Origin of the sequence: Enterococcus sp. AZ079 (assembly GCF_050547255.1) — a bacterium.
Taxonomy (GTDB): domain Bacteria; phylum Bacillota; class Bacilli; order Lactobacillales; family Enterococcaceae; genus Enterococcus_D; species Enterococcus_D casseliflavus.
In genome coordinates, this window is the sequence record NZ_CP172955.1 from 2743170 (window position 1) to 2762206 (window position 19037).

Here is a 19037-nt window from a genome sequence, read left to right on the forward strand (position 1 = left end):
AAAACTGGATCGAAGAATCAAAACTCTACGAGTTTACATGTTTTTTTCTTTTTGGTTAAGTCCTCGATCGATTAGTATCAGTCCGCTCCAACCATCACTGGCCTTCCACTTCTGACCTATCTACCTGATCATCTCTCAGGGATCTTACTTTCTTAAAGAAATGGGAAATCTCATCTTGAGGTGGGCTTCACACTTAGATGCTTTCAGCGTTTATCCCTTCCCTACATAGCTACCCAGCGATGCCTCTGGCGAGACAACTGGTACACCAGCGGTAAGTCCATCCCGGTCCTCTCGTACTAAGGACAGCTCCTCTCAAATTTCCAACGCCCGCGACGGATAGGGACCGAACTGTCTCACGACGTTCTGAACCCAGCTCGCGTGCCGCTTTAATGGGCGAACAGCCCAACCCTTGGGACCGACTACAGCCCCAGGATGCGACGAGCCGACATCGAGGTGCCAAACCTCCCCGTCGATGTGGACTCTTGGGGGAGATAAGCCTGTTATCCCCAGGGTAGCTTTTATCCGTTGAGCGATGGCCCTTCCATGCGGAACCACCGGATCACTAAGCCCGACTTTCGTCCCTGCTCGAGTTGTAGCTCTCGCAGTCAAGCTCCCTTCTGCCTTTACACTCTTCGAATGATTTCCAACCATTCTGAGGGAACCTTTGGGCGCCTCCGTTACCTTTTAGGAGGCGACCGCCCCAGTCAAACTGCCCATCTGACACTGTCTCCCAGCCCGATAAGGGCTGCGGGTTAGAGTGGCCATAACGCAAGGGTAGTATCCCACCATTGCCTCCATCGAAACTGGCGTCCCGATCTCTACGGCTCCTACCTATCCTGTACATGCGGTACAGACACTCAATATCAAACTACAGTAAAGCTCCATGGGGTCTTTCCGTCCTGTCGCGGGTAACCTGCATCTTCACAGGTACTAAAATTTCACCGAGTCTCTCGTTGAGACAGTGCCCAAATCGTTACGCCTTTCGTGCGGGTCGGAACTTACCCGACAAGGAATTTCGCTACCTTAGGACCGTTATAGTTACGGCCGCCGTTTACTGGGGCTTCAATTCGTACCTTCGCTTACGCTAAGCACTCCTCTTAACCTTCCAGCACCGGGCAGGCGTCAGCCCCTATACGTCATCTTTCGATTTTGCAGAGACCTGTGTTTTTGATAAACAGTCGCTTGGGCCTATTCACTGCGGCTGCTCGTTAGAGCAGCACCCCTTCTCCCGAAGTTACGGGGTCATTTTGCCGAGTTCCTTAACGAGAGTTCTCTCGCTCACCTTAGGATTCTCTCCTCGACTACCTGTGTCGGTTTGCGGTACGGGCCGTTGTTTTCTCACTAGAAGCTTTTCTTGGCAGTGTGACATCAGAAGCTTCGGTACTATTATTTCCCTCCTCATCACAGCTTGTCCGTATAGGTAGAAGCATTTGACTCCTACCAAGACTTACTGCTTGAACAGACATATCCATCAGTCTGCACTTCTTAGCCTCCTGCGTCCCTCCATTGCTCAAACAAAAACAACGGGTACAGGAATATCAACCTGTTGTCCATCGCCTACGCCTGTCGGCCTCGGCTTAGGTCCCGACTAACCCTGGGCGGACGAGCCTTCCCCAGGAAACCTTAGTCATTCGGTGGACAGGATTCTCACCTGTCTTTCGCTACTCATACCGGCATTCTCACTTCTAAGCGCTCCAGCAGTCCTCACGATCTGCCTTCAACGCCCTTAGAACGCTCTCCTACCAATGCACCTAATGGTGCACTCCACAGCTTCGGTAAACTATTTAGCCCCGGTACATTTTCGGCGCAGGGTCACTCGACTAGTGAGCTATTACGCACTCTTTAAATGGTGGCTGCTTCTAAGCCAACATCCTAGTTGTCTGTGCAACCCCACATCCTTTTCCACTTAATAGTTATTTGGGGACCTTAGCTGGTGGTCTGGGCTGTTTCCCTTTCGACTATGGATCTTATCACTCACAGTCTGACTCCCGGATATGAATGAATGGCATTCGGAGTTTATCTGAATTCGGTAACCCGAGATGGGCCCCTAGTCCAAACAGTGCTCTACCTCCATCATTCTCAATTCCGAGGCTAGCCCTAAAGCTATTTCGGAGAGAACCAGCTATCTCCAAGTTCGTTTGGAATTTCTCCGCTACCCACACCTCATCCCCGCACTTTTCAACGTACGTGGGTTCGGTCCTCCAGTGCGTTTTACCGCACCTTCAACCTGGACATGGGTAGATCACATGGTTTCGGGTCTACGACAACATACTCATTCGCCCTATTCAGACTCGCTTTCGCTACGGCTCCGTCTCTTCAACTTAACCTCGCATGCTATCGTAACTCGCCGGTTCATTCTACAAAAGGCACGCTATCACCCATTAACGGGCTCTAACTTGTTGTAGGCACACGGTTTCAGGATCTATTTCACTCCCCTTCCGGGGTGCTTTTCACCTTTCCCTCACGGTACTGGTTCACTATCGGTCACTAGGGAGTATTTAGCCTTGGGAGATGGTCCTCCCGGATTCCGACGGAATTCCTCGTGTTCCGCCGTACTCAGGATCCTCCTAGGTGTTATCCAAATTTCGCCTACGGGGTTTTTACCCTCTTTGACATACTTTTCCAAGTATTTCGACTATCTGAATAGACTACCATATCGGAGTCCTACAACCCCAACAAGCAAGCTTGTTGGTTTGGGCTTTTCCCGTTTCGCTCGCCGCTACTCAGGGAATCGAATTTTCTTTCTCTTCCTGCAGGTACTTAGATGTTTCAGTTCTCTGCGTCTACCTCGACTGCGCTATGTATTCACGCAGACGTAACATCCTATAAAAGATGCTGGGTTCCCCCATTCGGAAATCTCTGGATCATAGCTTACTTACAGCTCCCCAAAGCATATCGGTGTTAGTCCCGTCCTTCATCGGCTCCTAGTGCCAAGGCATCCACCGTGCGCCCTTATTCACTTAACCTTTGACCTTTCGGTCGGTTTTGAGTACTTCTTCTAGCGATAGAAGGTTGCTCAAGAAAATAAGCGTTGAACTTATTAAAAAACTCTTTTAACATTTCAACTCGGTGTGTGTTACTTGTTTTGATTATTTCTTCGATATCCAGTTTTCAATGAACAAATTTTGTTTGAGAGTAAACCTCTCAAAACTGAACAAAGGCAAACGATGTGTAGTCTTCCGAAATATTCCTTAGAAAGGAGGTGATCCAGCCGCACCTTCCGATACGGCTACCTTGTTACGACTTCACCCCAATCATCTATCCCACCTTAGGCGGCTGGCTCCAAAAAGGTTACCTCACCGACTTCGGGTGTTACAAACTCTCGTGGTGTGACGGGCGGTGTGTACAAGGCCCGGGAACGTATTCACCGCGGCGTGCTGATCCGCGATTACTAGCGATTCCGGCTTCATGTAGGCGAGTTGCAGCCTACAATCCGAACTGAGAGAAGCTTTAAGAGATTAGCTTAGCCTCGCGACTTCGCAACTCGTTGTACTTCCCATTGTAGCACGTGTGTAGCCCAGGTCATAAGGGGCATGATGATTTGACGTCATCCCCACCTTCCTCCGGTTTGTCACCGGCAGTCTCGCTAGAGTGCCCAACTAAATGATGGCAACTAACAATAAGGGTTGCGCTCGTTGCGGGACTTAACCCAACATCTCACGACACGAGCTGACGACAACCATGCACCACCTGTCACTTTGCCCCCGAAGGGGAAGCTCTATCTCTAGAGTGGTCAAAGGATGTCAAGACCTGGTAAGGTTCTTCGCGTTGCTTCGAATTAAACCACATGCTCCACCGCTTGTGCGGGCCCCCGTCAATTCCTTTGAGTTTCAACCTTGCGGTCGTACTCCCCAGGCGGAGTGCTTAATGCGTTTGCTGCAGCACTGAAGGGCGGAAACCCTCCAACACTTAGCACTCATCGTTTACGGCGTGGACTACCAGGGTATCTAATCCTGTTCGCTCCCCACGCTTTCGAGCCTCAGCGTCAGTTACAGACCAGAGAGCCGCCTTCGCCACTGGTGTTCCTCCATATATCTACGCATTTCACCGCTACACATGGAATTCCACTCTCCTCTTCTGCACTCAAGTCTCCCAGTTTCCAATGACCCTCCCCGGTTGAGCCGGGGGCTTTCACATCAGACTTAAGAAACCGCCTGCGCTCGCTTTACGCCCAATAAATCCGGACAACGCTTGCCACCTACGTATTACCGCGGCTGCTGGCACGTAGTTAGCCGTGGCTTTCTGGTTAGATACCGTCAAGGGATGAACATTTTACTCTCATCCTTGTTCTTCTCTAACAACAGAGTTTTACGATCCGAAAACCTTCTTCACTCACGCGGCGTTGCTCGGTCAGACTTTCGTCCATTGCCGAAGATTCCCTACTGCTGCCTCCCGTAGGAGTCTGGGCCGTGTCTCAGTCCCAGTGTGGCCGATCACCCTCTCAGGTCGGCTATGCATCGTTGCCTTGGTGAGCCGTTACCTCACCAACTAGCTAATGCACCGCGGGTCCATCCATCAGTGACGCAAAAGCGCCTTTCAACTTTCTTCCATGCGGAAAATAGTGTTATACGGTATTAGCACCTGTTTCCAAGTGTTATCCCCTTCTGATGGGCAGGTTACCCACGTGTTACTCACCCGTTCGCCACTCTTTTTCTTTCGGTGGAGCAAGCTCCGGTGAAAGAAAAAGCGTTCGACTTGCATGTATTAGGCACGCCGCCAGCGTTCGTCCTGAGCCAGGATCAAACTCTCATAATGATTTGTTTGAATGACCATACGGTCATTAAGCTCATAAAAATTAACTTTGCTAGCTATTGCTTGCATGTATTTGTTTCAATAAATTGAAACGTCCTACACATTGGTTCGTTTGCTTGCTTTGTTCAGTTTTCAAAGGTCTACCGTGCTGCGTTAGCAACTTTTATATCATATCAGAGCGACGTTTGATTGTCAACTCTTTTTTAAAAGTTTTTTTCGCTCGTTGTTTTTCAACTTCGTAGCGGCTGTCTGAGCGACTTAATTAGAATAACAAATGATTTGTTATTTGTCAACAACTTTTTTCAATTAATTTTGTTGATGTATCAACATTGATTAACTGTTTTATTATTGCGACTTAGTTATAATATCATCTGTTGCATTTTTGGTCAAGTCTTTTTTTTGAAGTTTTTTCAACTGTTGTTTTGACCCGCTGGCTCAATTGCCAACGTTGACTAATTTACCATTCTTCTTGACTCAGGTCAAGGAAATATTTCATTTTATTTACAAAAAGTTTTCAATAAAAAAAGACCGTCGTAACGGTCTTCAGTTTTTTCGCTAATATTCAGGTGCTAAAAGAACGGAACGCCTTCAATCTCGTAGTCTTCAATGATCTTACGAAAGATATTAGGCTCTTCCCACGCATACCCTTCTGGCAGCTGTTGCGTTTGTCCTGCTTCTTGTGTTTCAAAAACAAATAAAGGAATGTTTTGCGTATCAATATTGCCATTTGTGAGTTCAACGAGTTCGATCGCTGTCACATCAAGGTGGATACGGTCTTTAAACAATTGTAAGATCGTAGCCAAGCCGGTTTTATCTTCAGAAAAATCCGTTGACGCTAATTCCGCAGTGCCTTCGTGTATTTGCATCAAAAATCGTTTCGAACCATTTGCTAAGTGCATCATAACTGTACCCGCTACTTTTTTGGATCCCAAAATACCCACCTCAGTTATTCATCTGTTTGTAAACTAATTTTAGCACATTTTCAGAAAATATGCACGATTATCTGCTGCTGTTTTCTTTTTCTAACATTTCTTTGGCCTCTTTCACCCACACTGGTAAAGCTTCTCCAATCGTACGAAAACCGATCCGCTTATTCTTATTTGTAAAGTAGCGTTTACGCTTAAAGGGTGGCTGAACAAAACTCGTTTCCAATGTACGGCGGGACAAACTGATCTTTTGGCTGTATTCGTCAATATCAATGATTTGTACACGGATCTTTTGCCCGATCTGTAAGACTTCATGGATATTTTTGGTAAACCCAGATTGGATCTCTGAAACATGGATCAATCCTTGTGTTTCCTTATCTAACGAAACAAATGCACCATAGGGTTGAATCCCAGTGACTGTTCCTTCTATAATGTTCCCGATTTGATAATTCATAGTCTTTCCTCTCTTTTCCACTTTCATTATACTTGAACTAGTGGTAGATTTGAAGCATCAGAAACAACGTTGCACAATATAGGAGGGAAACGCATGATCAATTTTGACAAAGTTCATCCGCGCTTAAATACCAATAGCGTCAAATGGGATACCATTGCAAAAACCTATAAGGAAGAAAACTTGTTGCCGCTTTGGGTAGCCGACATGGATTTTCTGGCACCAGAACCTGTGAAAAAAGCGTTAGAAAAAGCAGTTGCCCAAGGGATCTATGGGTACTCTACCATCCCTGATTCGCTGCTTGAATCCATCATCGATTGGCAGCAAAGACGTCATGGTTATACCATCAATAAGGAAGCGATCCTTTTTAACAGCGGTGTCGTCCCTAGTATTGCACTGGCGATCCAAAGTTATACGCAAGAAGGAGATGCCGTATTGATCCACGATCCGGTCTACCATCCCTTTGCCCATGTTGTCAAAAACAATCAGCGGACCTTAATTCAAGAACCATTATTGGAAAAAGATGGCCACTTCGTCATCGATTTTGAGGCGATGGAACAAACCATCATCGAAAAGAAGGTAAAATTGTTTCTTCTATGTAATCCTCATAATCCTGGCGGTCGCGTGTGGTCAAAAGAAGAACTGATGATGATCGGCCGTATTTGTCAAAAGCACCGGGTGGTCGTTGTTAGTGATGAGATCCATCAAGACATCGTTTTTGCACCAAATCAATTTGTCTCTTTCCAAACAGTCGAGCCAAGCTTTGCCGATTTTTCGATCATCTTGACCTCAGCAACCAAGACCTTTAATTTAGCTGGGATCAAAAATTCGATGGTCTTCATCAAAGACCAAACCTTGCGCAGCCAATTTGCAAAAACACAAGAACGTAACGTTCAAGGGGAAATCAATACGTTTGGGTTGGTCGCTACTGAAGCAGCGTATCGTGAATCTGAAGCATGGTTAGAAGAACTTTTGTCCTACTTAGAAGCAAATCGCACCTTTGTCTGCGACTTTTTGACTGAACAACTCCCAGCAGTGACCTTTCAAAAACCCGAAGGTACTTACTTGATCTGGCTGGATTTTTCTGCCTATGGCCTAACGGACAATCAGCTGCAGCGCAAACTGATCAAAGAAGCCAATGTCGTATTGAATCAAGGAAGTATCTTTGGTCCTCGCGGCAGTCACCATATGCGGCTAAACTTTGCCTGTCCTAAAGAGCTATTAGAAAAAGCACTCAATCAAATCGCCGCCGCGTTTAAAGACCAACCCATCGGTTAACTCTTTCTTATGAAAAAAAGAACCCTAAAGCTGCCATTTCAACGATCTCCTTGAGGATGACCGTTGAAACTGCTTTTGGGTTCTTTTGTTTTATTCGCTGATTTCGATCGTTTCGATCACTACATCATGCACTGGACGATCTTGTGGTCCTCGTTGCACGCCAGCGATTTCATCAACGACTGACATTCCTTCGATCACATGACCGAAGACTGTGTGACGGAAATCTAACCAAGGAGTACCACCTGCTTGATACGCTTCGATGATTTCAGCTGGATAACCAGCACCTTCTAATTGACCTAACATGTTGCTAGGAACATTTTGATTGTTTACGATGAAAAACTGGCTGCCGTTAGTATTCGGACCAGCGTTTGCCATAGATAAAGCGCCACGAAGATTGAACAATTCTTTTGAAAATTCATCTTCAAAGCTGCCACCATAGATGCTTTCGCCGCCCATCCCTGTACCAGTTGGATCGCCACCTTGAATCATAAAATCAGGAATGACACGGTGGAAGATGATCCCATCGTAATACCCTTTTTTCGCTAATTCAACGAAGTTCTTCACTGTTTTTGGCGCCAATTCTGGGAACAATTGTACAACTACATCCCCACGATTGGTTTTGATGACTGCTTTATGGCCAGTTTGTTTTTCTAATGCTAACTGTGGAAATTCAGACACATTAACTCCTCCTTCTCTCTCATAAATCCATGATAGCAGAAAATTGAAAAAATGCTAGTTTGGATAATTTTTGCTATAATGAAGCTATTCGTACACTACGAACACGCTTCACCCCAACGTGGTTAGAAAAGAGGAATAACATGGATATTTTTGATATAACGATTATCGGCGCGGGACCTAGCGGGATGTTTTCTGCTTTCTATGCCGGTATGCGTAACGCCAAAACCAAGATCATCGACAGCTTGCCGCAATTAGGCGGTCAGCTTGCTACTTTATACCCAGAAAAATACATCTACGATATCCCAGGTTATCCGAAAATCAAAGCGGGCGATCTTGTCCAAAACCTGGAAAAACAGTTGACGACCTTCAATCACCAATATTGTTTAGAAGAAACCGTCTTGTCGGTCGAAAAACAAGAAGACTATATCGAAGTCACCACCGACAAAGGAATCCATTACTCGAAAGCCGTGATTTTGGCTTTAGGAAACGGCTCCTTCCAGCCGCGCAAACTGACTTTGCCAGAAAGCGAGCGGTTTGAAGGATACGGCCTAGACTATTTTGTCACCGATTTGATGAAGTATGCTGGACGCAAAGTAGCGATCGCCGGTGGCGGCGATTCTGCCATCGATTGGGCATTGATGCTGGAGCCAATCGCTAGTGAAGTCTACTTGATCCATCGCCGTCCTGAATTTCGTGCCCATGAACATAGCGTCAGCAAATTACAGGCTTCTGCCGTCAACATTTTGACTCCTTATGTGATCCAAGAAATCCAAGGAGAGCAACGTTTGACTGGTGTCTCGTTGCAACAAGTCAAGGGTGATGAAACGGTCAGCCTTTCATTGGATGCTTTGATCGTCAATTACGGTTTTTCTTCCACATTGAACATCAAGGATTGGGGCATGAAAAGCAGCCGCCAAGGAGTCTTCGTCTCTTCAGATATGAGCACGTCTGTTCCTGGGATCTATGGCTGTGGGGATGTCGTTTTATACGATGGAAAAGTCGACCTGATCGCTACTGGTTTCGGGGAAGCCCCAACTGCGGTGAACAATGCGCTCCACTACATTGATCCCAAAACGCGGACACAACCTGCCCATAGTACAAGTCTTTTTAAGGAGTAGCTGAGATGAAACAAGCTGGTCAACACCAACTTGCCGCCTATATCCTCCCTTTGCAGGGCAAGACCCTCACTGAGCAAATGGTTCAGTATCTGGAAGCCTTCGATCATGCCGAAACGGCGGTCCACAATCTAGCCGTTGCCCAAGAAGCCAAACGATTGGCAGAACGGTTTCAAGTCAATGCGGATAAAGCTTATTTGGCAGGACTGCTGCACGATGTCAGCGTCGTCATCCCTCATGACCAGCGAATCGCCTTGCAGATAGCAGTAGGCGAACCGATCTTAGACGCGGAGCGGCAAGCACCTTTTTTGCTGCATCAGCAGCAATCCGCTTTGTTGGCAAAAACGGTTTTTCAGGTATCTGATCCAGACATTCTGTCCGCCATCAGCTGTCATACCACCTTAAAGGCCCATTATCGTCGTCTCGATCTACTCGTTTTTTTAGCCGACAAAATCAAATGGGATCGTAAAGATCAAGCGCCTTTCTTAACCGGCTTATTAGACCGCCTCGATGATTCCTTGGAAGCCGCCGCTGGGTATTATATGGACTGGCTTTTTGCTGGTGACTTGGTGGTCCCCCATCCTTGGGCAGTGGCAGCCAAAGCAGAACTAGCCAACAACTGTGCTTCAATGGATGTCAGAAGGGATTAAGACCCAAATGGCATGGCCTGCAACTGGAATAGGGCACTACTTATGATCGCAATCCATCAGTCGCACGTTGACTTTTGAATAAACTATTTTTACATGGAGGGGAACTATATGGTATTAGAAAGCAAAACACTTGAAGACAAAGCAAGAGAATTGTTGGCCGACCGCGGCGTCTCGCTGCAAGACATCGGTGAACTGGTGATGTTCTTGCAAAAAGACTACATTGAAGGCATCACCTTGGAGATGTGTATCGAAAGCGTCAACGCTGTCTTAAGCAAGCGGGAAGTCCACAACACGATTTTAACGGGGATCCAATTGGATATTTTGGCAGAAGAAAATCAACTGCTGCATCCACTGCAAGAAATCGTTAAAGAAGACGAAGGGCTTTATGGGATCGATGAGATCCTCGCTCTATCCATCGTCAACGTGTACGGCTCGATCGGCTTTACTAACTATGGATACATTGATAAAGTCAAACCGGGTATTCTGAAAGAACTGAACAAGCACGACGGTCCCCGCGTTCACACCTTTTTAGATGATATCGTAGGTGCCATCGCAGCTTCTGCCGCAAGTCGCTTAGCCCATCAACACCCAAGTAAATCTCATTACATTACGCAATAAAAAAAAGACCGACGATTCGCCTCCCTCAAAGGAAGGGGATCGTTGGTCTTTTTTTCATTATGCTGTTTTTTTTCAAGCCTCGTTTGCCCCACCAATAGAAGGCAAAAAAGAAGACTTCAATCAAGACGAAAAAGAGAATAAAGCAATGCATGAAAAACGTTTCTGGCAGCACGTTGATGATCGGATCGGTGGCTGGATTAAACAGCCAATCGTCGTTACTGAAGAAAATCTCATGGAACGTAACGAAAAAGCGGTCAAAGCCGACAGCCATCAAAAACCCGAAAATCAGCGGCAAAATCATCCCCCATTGAAAGGGACGAATCAAGCGCCATTGCTGTTGTTTTTGCCGTAACCGATTGACGAACCAGATACTGGGCAGCAAAGTGACGATCATGACGGCATAATTTAATAGAAACAACTGTTTCACATCGTAAAAATGCCCAGCGCCAGCTTCAGACATTGGAAAATCTGGCAAGGCGAGCGTACTTGCAAAGGGATTGTTTAGAAAATCTAACAATAAGCCATAGTTCTTCAACAACTCTTCTCTTGTTAGCGAGGTATAATCCAGCAGATTCAAGTGATCGACATCAAACCAATATAACGGTCGAAAATTGATCGTTAGGGTGATCGCTAGACTGACCAAAAACAAAAACAAGCAGACAAATCCTAAGCGTTCAAGCCACACTTGTTTTTTCATTGTTCAAAATCCCACTCATCTAAAGAATCCACCACATAGGTTGGTGCTACTGGTAATGTCGGAACTGCCGCTTTCGGGGTAAAGCCAGATAATACGAGCAAAGAATCGATCCCGTTTTGGATCCCCGAGCGAATATCAGTTTCGTAATTGTCCCCCACCATCAAGACCTCTTCTTTTGATAAGCCGATGTGTGCCACCGCTTTTTCCATAATGATGGCTTCTGGTTTGCCAATAAAGATCGGTTGCGTTTGGGTGGCAGTCTCCACCATTGCGATCAGTGAACCTGCACCAGGTAATAAACCTCTTTCCGTTGGGATATTTTTGTCGGGATTGGTCCCGATAAAGGTTGCTCCTTTTTGGATCGCTAACGTTGCTAGAACAAATTTTTCATAGGTCACGTGGTTGTCTAAGCCAACCACGACATAATCTGGGTTGGTTTCCTCCCACTCAAACCCAGCAGCTAAAATCAAATCGATCAACCCCGCTTCGCCGATCACAAATACTTTGCGGCCTTTGCCATGGTCTTTCATAAAATCGATTGTCGCCAAGCTTGCGGTATAGATCGTTTCTGGTGCCACATGGATCGAAAATTCATCCGCTAATCGCTGCGCCACGACTTCAGGACTGCGGGTCGTATTATTGGTCACAAATAAATAGGGCAGTCCTTTTTCTTGTAAGGACTCTACGAAGCGTTTCCCAGCAGGGATCGGCGCTTTTCCTAAATAAATCGTGCCGTCTAAATCAATCAAATAGCCTTTATATTTCATCTTATTCTTCCCTTTGTCGAATCGTAAACTCTTTTTTGCCTTTTTTCACCGTGGTTGTCTCGGTTTTTTTGACGTTCTTTTCTTTTGGTTTACGATTTTTGATCGTTGGTTTGCTTTTTTTCTGCGGTACGGTGTCACGCTTTTCTTCTATATGGGCGTTTTGTTGTGCGTTTTGATTTTGATTGTTTTGGGTTGGCTTTTTCTTGCGTCGGCGGGAGGTACTTTTTTCTTTTTTGCCGCCAACTCGTTGGATCACGAAATAGGCACAACCGAAGTTGCAATACTCATACAAATAGTCTTCCAACATGTCGATGCGCTGATCAGGTAATGCTTTGCGGTTATCTTTTTCAAAAAAACCTTTCAAACGCAGCTGCTCATAACCCCAATCGCCTACGATATAATCATAACGTGCCAACACTTCACTGTAACGCTCGCCAAGCTTTTCTGGATTGAAGCCTTCACGATAATCCATGACCAATTTGTATTGTCGATTGCCAATCATTAATTCTTCATCATTTAACAAAGTCACCAACTCGCCTTTTTGCGGTTGTTTCGCTGGTTCTTCAATAATTTCTTCTAGTACAGATGTCATTTCATCTGTGATCGTTTGTTTTTCGGTCATTTTTTCACCACCTGTTGTTTATTATACCTTGTTTTATTCCCCAATGATAGTCGCGGTTTTCTCGCAAAATCCAGCTGGAGGAGTGACGAACTACTGGATGGGGTATTTCTGACTCAGGTAATCACCGACCACTGTGCGAATAAAGTCTGGAAAAAGAAACTCAACGGTTCCAGCAATCTCGATCGTCGGGAAAAACGGAATAAACAAGTAGTGATCCACAAGGGTCAACGTGTAGCTTTGAGCAGGATCGACGGGCTCTTGTTTCCACAATACTTGGTGGTTTTTTTCATCAAAGCGGATGCCTTCATAAACCAGTTCGCCAAAAATCTTCCCTCGAAAACCCATTCCCATAATTGGGAAATTGCGCAAAAAGTTTCGATTTTTTTCCATCTCTAAGACCAATCGAATGACATCCGCGCCTTGCAGCGTCACCCGTATCAAATGCATCGGATGGGGTAAAATCGTGTGCAGCTGATCTTGATCGACCCGCCCTTGTGGCAAATCATCTAAGAATAGCCCCGTATTTAAGATGGCGGCATCCGTCTGTCCTTTGGCACATAATGCCAAAAGCGCCTCCCGAACCAAGGAATGTTCACTTTGCCAATCCCTCGTAAACGCTGCTGGAATTTCTGCCACCTGATTTGCCCGCAGCAAGCGATGGCCGATCGATAGATATTCGGCGATCTCTTCCTCATCTTGCGGAAAAGCCACCAACGAATCCGTCGGAATCACACGGGCGCGATGCTTGATCGGTCGGTGGTGATCATCTAAGACCACTTCGACTTCGCCAATGTTAAAACCAAACTTGCCAGCTGCCCCAATTTGAACCCCATTGATGACTTCGCCCTTTTCAAACAAATGGTGCGTGTGGGAACCTAATATAACATCTAGTTCTGGAAAGTCCCTCGCAATCTGGCGATCAGCATTGATGCCTAGATGGCTCATCAAGACCAACAGATCGACCTCGGGGCGCAAATGCTGCACCAATGAAGGCAAAATCTCCAAGGGTTCGCGAATGTCCCAGCCGTTTGGGGCATATGTCAGCGGAAACGGTGCTGTAAAAGCGATCAGGCCGATTTTGGCGCCTTGATTGCTTTCCATGATTTTGTATTCTTGTGCCCACTTCGGCGGACGTAAATCCTGTTTATCAAATAAATTGCCTAAAATGACAGGAAATTCTGCTTGGTCATATAAATGCTGCAAGACCTCTTTGGGATTGCCGACCCCTTCATTGTTCCCAATCGTCACCGCATCGTAATGTCCTTGATTCATCAAATCGACATTCGCCTTGCCGTCAGTTGCTTCTGTCAAAGGATGCCAGCGATCGACAAAGTCGCCTAAGTCGACTGCGATCACTGTCTCTTCGGTCGTATCCGCTTCTCGTTTTCTTTGATCCAAATAACGCCGCATCTTCGGCCAATGTTCTAGGTGGGAATGCAGATCGTTGGTATGGATAATCGTAATTTTTTCCATTGTGCGCCTCTTTTCAAATACGTCGCCTGAAATCACTATCCATTTCTATTGGCATCAAGGGTTGCCAGTAGAAAGACGACGGAAGTCTCTACAAAATAAGCATAGCATAAAATCTCTGGGAAACCATTGGAATGCTTGGAAAAGAATGGTGACTTTTTGTAAAAAAGAACCAGCTGCAGTGACAGTTGTTCAAAAGAAAAAATCACTTTTCTGACTGTAAAAAGGAAAGTGATTTTTTCTGGTTATTTTTGGAAAGTTCTATCGATAACATGACGGTGGCAATTCGTTGAAGCGAAAATAAAGAGTTCTTGAAACGAAGATTCTATCGAATATCGAGAGCAGGTAATCCATGTTTCAGTTCGTCAGAACTACTGATTTTTTGAGAGTATAAAAATCGCCAACGCAAAAGTTATCAGAGTAAGGTTCTAAACAGGAATAAAGCCTTTGTATCAAAAATACAACTTAACCCTCTGAGAGCTGCTATCGATTGCCTAGATTTAAAGCAGAATACAATTAGAATAGTCCTTGGTGTCACAAAGAATTTCAAAAATAAAAAAACCTAAGACAGTCTGTCTCAGGTTTGAATGATCATCGATTCAATTAGTACTACTGCTTTCTTCAATAGCAGGCAGTTTTTCAATCAGACACATGGAGAATCCTGCTTAGTGCTGCTTCCTTCCGGATCTGACACGCTTCACAAGACCTCCATTGTCCTAGCCTTTCGGCAAAACTTAGTATAACGTATTTCGTTAGAGATTGCCAGCCTTTTTTTGTTTTTTCTTTTCTCGTAATGCTCGGAAAAAATCTGTTAGCAGCTGGCCGCATGCTTCTTCTAAAATGCCGCCTTCCACATAGGACCAATGGTTGAAGCGCTCATCTTCCAATAAATTCATCAATGTACCAGCAGTGCCGCCTTTGGGATCGTAGGCACCAAAATACACTTCTTCCACCCGTGCCAATAACATCGCCCCACTACACATCGGGCATGGTTCCAAGGTCACAAACAGCTGCGCTTGTTCTAAGCGCCAACTTCCAACAGTGCGACAGGCTTCTTCGATCGCAAACATCTCCGCATGCGCTGCAGCTTGCTGCTGCGTTTCTCGTAGATTGTGTCCACGACCAATGATTTTATCATCCAAGACGACGACAGCACCGATCGGTACTTCTGCCAACCCTTCTGCTTTTCGGGCTTCTTTGATTGCTTCTTCCATAAAGAAGGCTTTTTCCTCGGCAGTCAAGGTACTTGTTTTTTCCACGACTTCACTCTCACTCCTCTACCTCGCACCATTTCGTGCATTTCCTTGTTAGTATAACGAAAAACGCTTAGAAAGACGAGAAAAACTCGCAAAGACCGATGTCCCTGCGAGTTTCAAATGGAATGATTGGCTTAAAAGACGGAATCAACAAAGCTCGTCAACTTGTCTTTGACATGTTCTGTCGAATCTTTGATGTTGTCTCCGTAAACAGAGATTTTGTTGCGGCCCTCATTGACTTTTTTCATCACACCTAACAACGAATCCAATTCATTGTCGGACAAGCCGTCTACGACATCCAGCAATTTTTCATTGCCGTTGAATTTGTCATCGACAAATTTCTTTACTTTGTGTCGGTTGCAAGCGAAGCGTACTTTATTGAATACTTTGTCTGATACAACGACGGCAGTAGTGATCCCAGCGATCGCTGCAATGCTTAATCCAATCGTTACTTTTGATGATGTTTTCATATCGATCAGCTCCCTTATTTTGCTACTTCCATCATAGCACGAGGACTGAAATAAAAACACTATTTCGTTTAAATCGCTTTGAATCTTAATCCTTTAGGAAAGAAGTTTTTCACGGTTCCTTGGACTTGTTTTCCAAAACCGACTGGGATCTCATCGACTGTCAAAATCACCCATCCAGCATTTCCTGGCACGCTCAAGGTTTCACCTGCCACATAATGCTGCCATTGCGGCAAAGTGATTGGCACTGTCGGTGCCCCTTCTTCTGCATGGATCGCCAATGCCAACGCATAACTTGGCTCGATCCGATTCTTCTTAACGACGCCGACGTGCAAACCTGGGCGCATAAACTTGATCCCTTTTAAAGAAGGCATTTCTTCAGGAACGAGCCAGAGGTTTTCTCCTAGCAGCTGAGGCGTCGCATTCAGTGCCTGTAAAAAAGGAAACTCCTTGCGAAAGGCTTGCCACAACTTTTGAGTCGCTGCATCCAATGGACTCTTGGCTGTCGCTCCTTTGCCTTTTTTCTTCTTTTTCACTGGCGCTGCTTCTGCTAGCGAGGTCAATTTCGCAGCGAAATGACCTTCTCCTTGGTTTAAATGCGGCCATAAGCGGATGGTTTTCTCAATCCCAGGTGCAGCTCCCCACTCCCTGCGCCCATGAGATACATTGTCCAAGTCGATCGCTTCGATCGTGAAGGGGTACTCCTCCATTAACCAAGCCATCATCGCTTCGTTTTCTTCTGGGGCAAAGGTACAGGTGGAATAGATCAGCTGCCCCCCCGGTTTTAGCATCGTAACGGCTTGTGCCAAAATGTCTTTTTGTCTGATCGCACACTGATCAGGTGTTTCTGCTTGCCATTCTTCTAAGGCGACGGGATCTTTACGAAACATCCCTTCACCAGAACATGGGGCGTCCACCACGATCTTGTCAAAAAACTGAGGAAAATGGCGGCTCAATTCTTGCGGTGCCTGATTGGTGACGACTACATTCGCAAAGCCCCAACGCTCCACATTTTCTGATAGGATTTTGGCACGCTTGGGGAAAATCTCATTTGCTACAAGCAGTCCTTTTCCTTGTAACTGGCTTGCCAGCTGCGTTGTTTTGCCCCCTGGTGCCGCACATAAATCTAAGACCAGCTCTCCTGGTTGAGCGGCTGCGATCGTTGCTACGATCATCGCACTAGGTTCTTGGCTGTAGACATAGCCAGCTTGATGGAGCAGCGAACGGCCTTTGACTTCGCCAATATAAGCAGCTTCTGCATAGGGGGCAGGTACAGCGGCTGGCCCATATTTTGCCAGCATCGCTTGTGCGTGCGGCTTAGCAACATTCAAGCGAAAGCCTTTGACTGACTGATTATCGGTTAAAGCGGTAAAAAAAGCTGGTGCTTCTTCTCCTAGCAACCGTTGGTATTTTTCAATAAATGGTGTTGGTAATTGCATACTTACCCCTCCTCGGCTTTTTTATTCTAGCGACTGAGAAGCAATTATGCAAGAATTCCTTGATCAAATGGCAAAAAAACTGCAGCTGAGTGAAGTGGGCGACTAAATCGCTTCGACTTCTCTTTGCTGCAGACCTTTTTTATTTAAAAATCGCTTTTTTGACACTGCTTTCGATGAATGGCTGAGAGACACGGTTGTCCCAGAATTTGATCAGTGGGCCCACTAAAAAGGCACTGATGAAGGTTCCGATTCCAATAGGCCCGCCTGTGAAGAGCCCAATCAAGGCAAAGGCAACGTCTTGAATCACCCGCACCACTCGATAGTTGGCTTTCGTCTGATCGACGATGGTTGGGGCGATCGCGTCATAGGGGGCGCTGCCCAAATTCGCTGACATATAAAACGAAGCACCGAAGGTAAAGAAGATAATCCCGATCAACAAGAACAAGCCTTGCTGCCACCAGTTATTGGGACCGACGGATAACCAATCAAAAACATTGGTATAAAAGTCGATGAAAAATCCTGTCAGCACCATATTGATGACCGTCCCGATGCCGATATGGCGACGGCCAAAGATAAAAATCAATACTAGGACAGCGATATTGATCATCAATTGATAGACCCCAAGGGATAACCCTAGTAGCTCGCCGACACCGATATTGGCAGCTGTGTATGGGTCTAGCCCTACTCCGCCGACCCGCAGCAATGCCGCCCCGAATCCTAAAATGGCGACACCAATCAACGCATAAAGCGAGCGTAATCCTGTTTCTTTTTTCATTAAAATTTCCCCTTTTTTCTCATCTGTTCTTTCAAGTATAACGAGAAAAAAGGAAAATGGGAATTTCAACGCTTACCAGGGCTCTTTGTAGGGATAAGATCTGGCTTCGTCCATCTCCTTTGCTTCTATTTTGCTTCCATTGAAAAGCCCGCAACAACCATTGCGATTGCGTATCTTGATTTTCGGTTCCTACAGATACGCGTGCCTCGTCCATTACTCGGGCTTCACTGGAACCATCACTTCAAATATCTGCAATTCTTTTTGGGCGGTAAAGACTTCATCTTGCCATAACAATTCCCAAACATCGCCATCGATCTTTAAATGATTCTCTTTTAGAAAGGCTTGGATGCGATGGGTAAAAGCAGCAATTTGTTCCTCTCCCTCACTGACAAACCCAGACACATACGTGCCAGTAGGACGCGTGATGATCAGCTTTTCAGGATAGAGATGCAGCCGATCTTGTGGAATCAAGATCAGTGCCCGATAAGGCGATGCGTGAAAGGTCTGATCCTCTAATGTCGTTCCAGCACTTAAAAAGCCGATGGGGTAGCCACTGAAAGCATCTTTATAATCCACTAGCGGATAAAAACGGGCGTACACTTGATAAGCAGATTCTGGATCATCGCCAGCGATCTCTTCGGAAACGATAAACGCCTCTGCTTCGTGGTGCGCTATCGTAAAGGTCTCAAAATCGGCTTTCTGTACTTTTTCATAGCGCTGGATGTAGCGATCGAAGGTTCGTTCCAATTCTTGCAGCGCAGCGATTTTGGTACGAACTTCTCCTCGCCGTTCCACAAGTTCCTTTTGCGTGTATTCAGGGTTGCGGTTTTTCAAAAATTGTCGAATGTCTTGCAAGGGCATGTCTAAAGAACGCAAGAGCAGAATCACGTCTAACTCAAGGCATTGTTCAAAGCCGTAGTAGCGATAGCCGTTTTCACCAATCGATTGCGGTTTGAACAAATCGATCTGATCGTAATAAATCAATGTGCGCCGACTCACGCCAGCATAAGCGGACATCTCACTGATGGTCAATTGTTTTTTCAAAAAAATTTCACTCCTTGCTTGACTGTAACGTA

16 protein-coding genes, 2 rRNA genes and 1 other RNA gene are annotated in these 19037 nt (G+C 45.8%); 4 read left to right on the top strand and 15 right to left on the bottom strand.

Translation table 11 applies throughout. The features are described from left to right. Nucleotides 1-51: 51 nt before the first annotated feature. The 4 genes from IGJ15_RS13080 to IGJ15_RS13095 all read right to left on the bottom strand — a co-directional run bounded on the left by IGJ15_RS13080 (nt 52) and on the right by IGJ15_RS13095 (nt 6132). Nucleotides 52-2966 (bottom strand): 23S ribosomal RNA (locus IGJ15_RS13080). Nucleotides 2967-3195: 229 nt separating this feature from the next. Further along, nucleotides 3196-4755, bottom strand: a 16S ribosomal RNA gene (locus IGJ15_RS13085). The 16S and 23S rRNA genes sit together here, the layout of an rRNA operon. A gap of 566 nt (nt 4756-5321) precedes the next feature. Continuing rightward, nucleotides 5322-5684 carry a hypothetical protein gene (locus tag IGJ15_RS13090; protein WP_005227664.1) on the bottom strand — a complete coding sequence of 121 codons (363 nt, stop codon included), beginning with the start codon at nt 5682-5684 and terminating at the stop codon, nt 5322-5324. Between the two features lie 67 nt (nt 5685-5751). Beyond that, nucleotides 5752-6132, bottom strand: coding sequence for a CvfD/Ygs/GSP13 family RNA-binding post-transcriptional regulator (locus IGJ15_RS13095; protein ID WP_005227662.1), 381 nt, complete (start codon nt 6130-6132; stop codon nt 5752-5754). 93 nt (nt 6133-6225) lie between these two features. On the opposite strand from IGJ15_RS13095, the gene IGJ15_RS13100 reads away from it, so the two are divergent. Further along, entirely contained in the window at nt 6226-7407 is a 1182-nt protein-coding gene (locus IGJ15_RS13100) for a MalY/PatB family protein (RefSeq protein ID WP_010748840.1), read from the top strand. Nucleotides 7408-7497: 90 nt separating this feature from the next. On the opposite strand, the gene IGJ15_RS13105 is transcribed toward IGJ15_RS13100, so the two are convergent. Beyond that, nucleotides 7498-8085 (bottom strand): peptidylprolyl isomerase, encoded by a 588-nt coding sequence (locus IGJ15_RS13105; protein ID WP_005227659.1) that lies wholly within the window; start codon nt 8083-8085, stop codon nt 7498-7500. Between the two features lie 140 nt (nt 8086-8225). Between IGJ15_RS13105 and IGJ15_RS13110 the strand changes: the two genes are divergently transcribed. The 3 genes from IGJ15_RS13110 (at nt 8226) to IGJ15_RS13120 (ending at nt 10468) form a co-directional block, all read left to right on the top strand. Further along, complete coding sequence (locus tag IGJ15_RS13110; protein ID WP_010748839.1) at nt 8226-9203, top strand: NAD(P)/FAD-dependent oxidoreductase; 978 nt, start codon at nt 8226-8228, stop codon at nt 9201-9203. Between the two features lie 5 nt (nt 9204-9208). Then, nucleotides 9209-9850 (top strand): bis(5'-nucleosyl)-tetraphosphatase (symmetrical) YqeK, encoded by a 642-nt coding sequence (gene yqeK, locus IGJ15_RS13115; protein ID WP_010748838.1) that lies wholly within the window; start codon nt 9209-9211, stop codon nt 9848-9850. A 108-nt stretch (nt 9851-9958) separates the two neighbouring features. Beyond that, a complete protein-coding gene (locus IGJ15_RS13120; protein ID WP_010748837.1) occupies nt 9959-10468 on the top strand; it encodes a phosphatidylglycerophosphatase A family protein in 510 nt (169 codons plus the stop codon). A 25-nt stretch (nt 10469-10493) separates the two neighbouring features. Here the strand turns inward: IGJ15_RS13120 and IGJ15_RS13125 are convergent, their stop codons facing one another. The 10 genes from IGJ15_RS13125 to IGJ15_RS13170 all read right to left on the bottom strand — a co-directional run bounded on the left by IGJ15_RS13125 (nt 10494) and on the right by IGJ15_RS13170 (nt 18978). Beyond that, complete coding sequence (locus tag IGJ15_RS13125) at nt 10494-11165, bottom strand: TIGR01906 family membrane protein (RefSeq protein ID WP_010748836.1); 672 nt, start codon at nt 11163-11165, stop codon at nt 10494-10496. Next, nucleotides 11162-11932 (bottom strand): TIGR01457 family HAD-type hydrolase, encoded by a 771-nt coding sequence (locus tag IGJ15_RS13130; RefSeq protein ID WP_010748835.1) that lies wholly within the window; start codon nt 11930-11932, stop codon nt 11162-11164. The genes IGJ15_RS13125 and IGJ15_RS13130 overlap by 4 nt, the downstream gene beginning before the upstream one ends. 1 nt (nt 11933) lies before the next feature. Next, on the bottom strand, nt 11934-12554 hold the full coding sequence (locus IGJ15_RS13135; protein WP_005227649.1) for a YutD family protein: 621 nt from the start codon (nt 12552-12554) through the stop codon (nt 11934-11936). A gap of 90 nt (nt 12555-12644) precedes the next feature. Continuing rightward, the gene (locus tag IGJ15_RS13140) at nt 12645-14027 is read right to left on the bottom strand and encodes a bifunctional metallophosphatase/5'-nucleotidase (RefSeq protein ID WP_010748834.1); all 1383 of its coding nucleotides are present in this window, start codon (nt 14025-14027) and stop codon (nt 12645-12647) included. Nucleotides 14028-14660: 633 nt separating this feature from the next. Further along, an RNA gene (ffs, locus tag IGJ15_RS13145) (signal recognition particle sRNA small type) lies at nt 14661-14747 on the bottom strand. A gap of 29 nt (nt 14748-14776) precedes the next feature. Then, nucleotides 14777-15283, bottom strand: coding sequence for a tRNA adenosine(34) deaminase TadA (gene tadA / locus IGJ15_RS13150; protein ID WP_010748833.1), 507 nt, complete (start codon nt 15281-15283; stop codon nt 14777-14779). A gap of 131 nt (nt 15284-15414) precedes the next feature. Beyond that, nucleotides 15415-15750: a hypothetical protein gene (locus IGJ15_RS13155; RefSeq protein WP_005227636.1), complete on the bottom strand. Its 336-nt coding sequence runs from the start codon at nt 15748-15750 to the stop codon at nt 15415-15417. A 68-nt stretch (nt 15751-15818) separates the two neighbouring features. Next, entirely contained in the window at nt 15819-17186 is a 1368-nt protein-coding gene (locus IGJ15_RS13160; protein ID WP_010748832.1) for an RsmB/NOP family class I SAM-dependent RNA methyltransferase, read from the bottom strand. Nucleotides 17187-17325: 139 nt separating this feature from the next. Continuing rightward, nucleotides 17326-17961 carry a YczE/YyaS/YitT family protein gene (locus tag IGJ15_RS13165; protein WP_010748831.1) on the bottom strand — a complete coding sequence of 212 codons (636 nt, stop codon included), beginning with the start codon at nt 17959-17961 and terminating at the stop codon, nt 17326-17328. A 213-nt stretch (nt 17962-18174) separates the two neighbouring features. Continuing rightward, nucleotides 18175-18978: a MerR family transcriptional regulator gene (locus IGJ15_RS13170; protein WP_080646970.1), complete on the bottom strand. Its 804-nt coding sequence runs from the start codon at nt 18976-18978 to the stop codon at nt 18175-18177. Nucleotides 18979-19037 lie beyond the last annotated feature (59 nt).

Excerpts from the sequence above, each read along its gene's own strand:
- IGJ15_RS13170 (WP_080646970.1), bottom strand. The coding sequence starts at position 18,978 with ATGTCCGCTTATGCTGGCGTGAGTCGGCGCACATTGATTTATTACGAT.
- IGJ15_RS13100 (WP_010748840.1), top strand. The coding sequence starts at position 6,226 with ATGATCAATTTTGACAAAGTTCATCCGCGCTTAAATACCAATAGCGTC.
- IGJ15_RS13155 (WP_005227636.1), bottom strand. The coding sequence starts at position 15,750 with ATGAAAACATCATCAAAAGTAACGATTGGATTAAGCATTGCAGCGATC.
- IGJ15_RS13120 (WP_010748837.1), top strand. The coding sequence starts at position 9,959 with ATGGTATTAGAAAGCAAAACACTTGAAGACAAAGCAAGAGAATTGTTG.
- IGJ15_RS13095 (WP_005227662.1), bottom strand. The coding sequence starts at position 6,132 with ATGAATTATCAAATCGGGAACATTATAGAAGGAACAGTCACTGGGATT.
- IGJ15_RS13110 (WP_010748839.1), top strand. The coding sequence starts at position 8,226 with ATGGATATTTTTGATATAACGATTATCGGCGCGGGACCTAGCGGGATG.
- IGJ15_RS13140 (WP_010748834.1), bottom strand. The coding sequence starts at position 14,027 with ATGGAAAAAATTACGATTATCCATACCAACGATCTGCATTCCCACCTA.
- IGJ15_RS13130 (WP_010748835.1), bottom strand. The coding sequence starts at position 11,932 with ATGAAATATAAAGGCTATTTGATTGATTTAGACGGCACGATTTATTTA.
- IGJ15_RS13135 (WP_005227649.1), bottom strand. The coding sequence starts at position 12,554 with ATGACCGAAAAACAAACGATCACAGATGAAATGACATCTGTACTAGAA.
- IGJ15_RS13165 (WP_010748831.1), bottom strand. The coding sequence starts at position 17,961 with ATGAAAAAAGAAACAGGATTACGCTCGCTTTATGCGTTGATTGGTGTC.
- IGJ15_RS13125 (WP_010748836.1), bottom strand. The coding sequence starts at position 11,165 with ATGAAAAAACAAGTGTGGCTTGAACGCTTAGGATTTGTCTGCTTGTTT.
- IGJ15_RS13160 (WP_010748832.1), bottom strand. The coding sequence starts at position 17,186 with ATGCAATTACCAACACCATTTATTGAAAAATACCAACGGTTGCTAGGA.
- yqeK (WP_010748838.1), top strand. The coding sequence starts at position 9,209 with ATGAAACAAGCTGGTCAACACCAACTTGCCGCCTATATCCTCCCTTTG.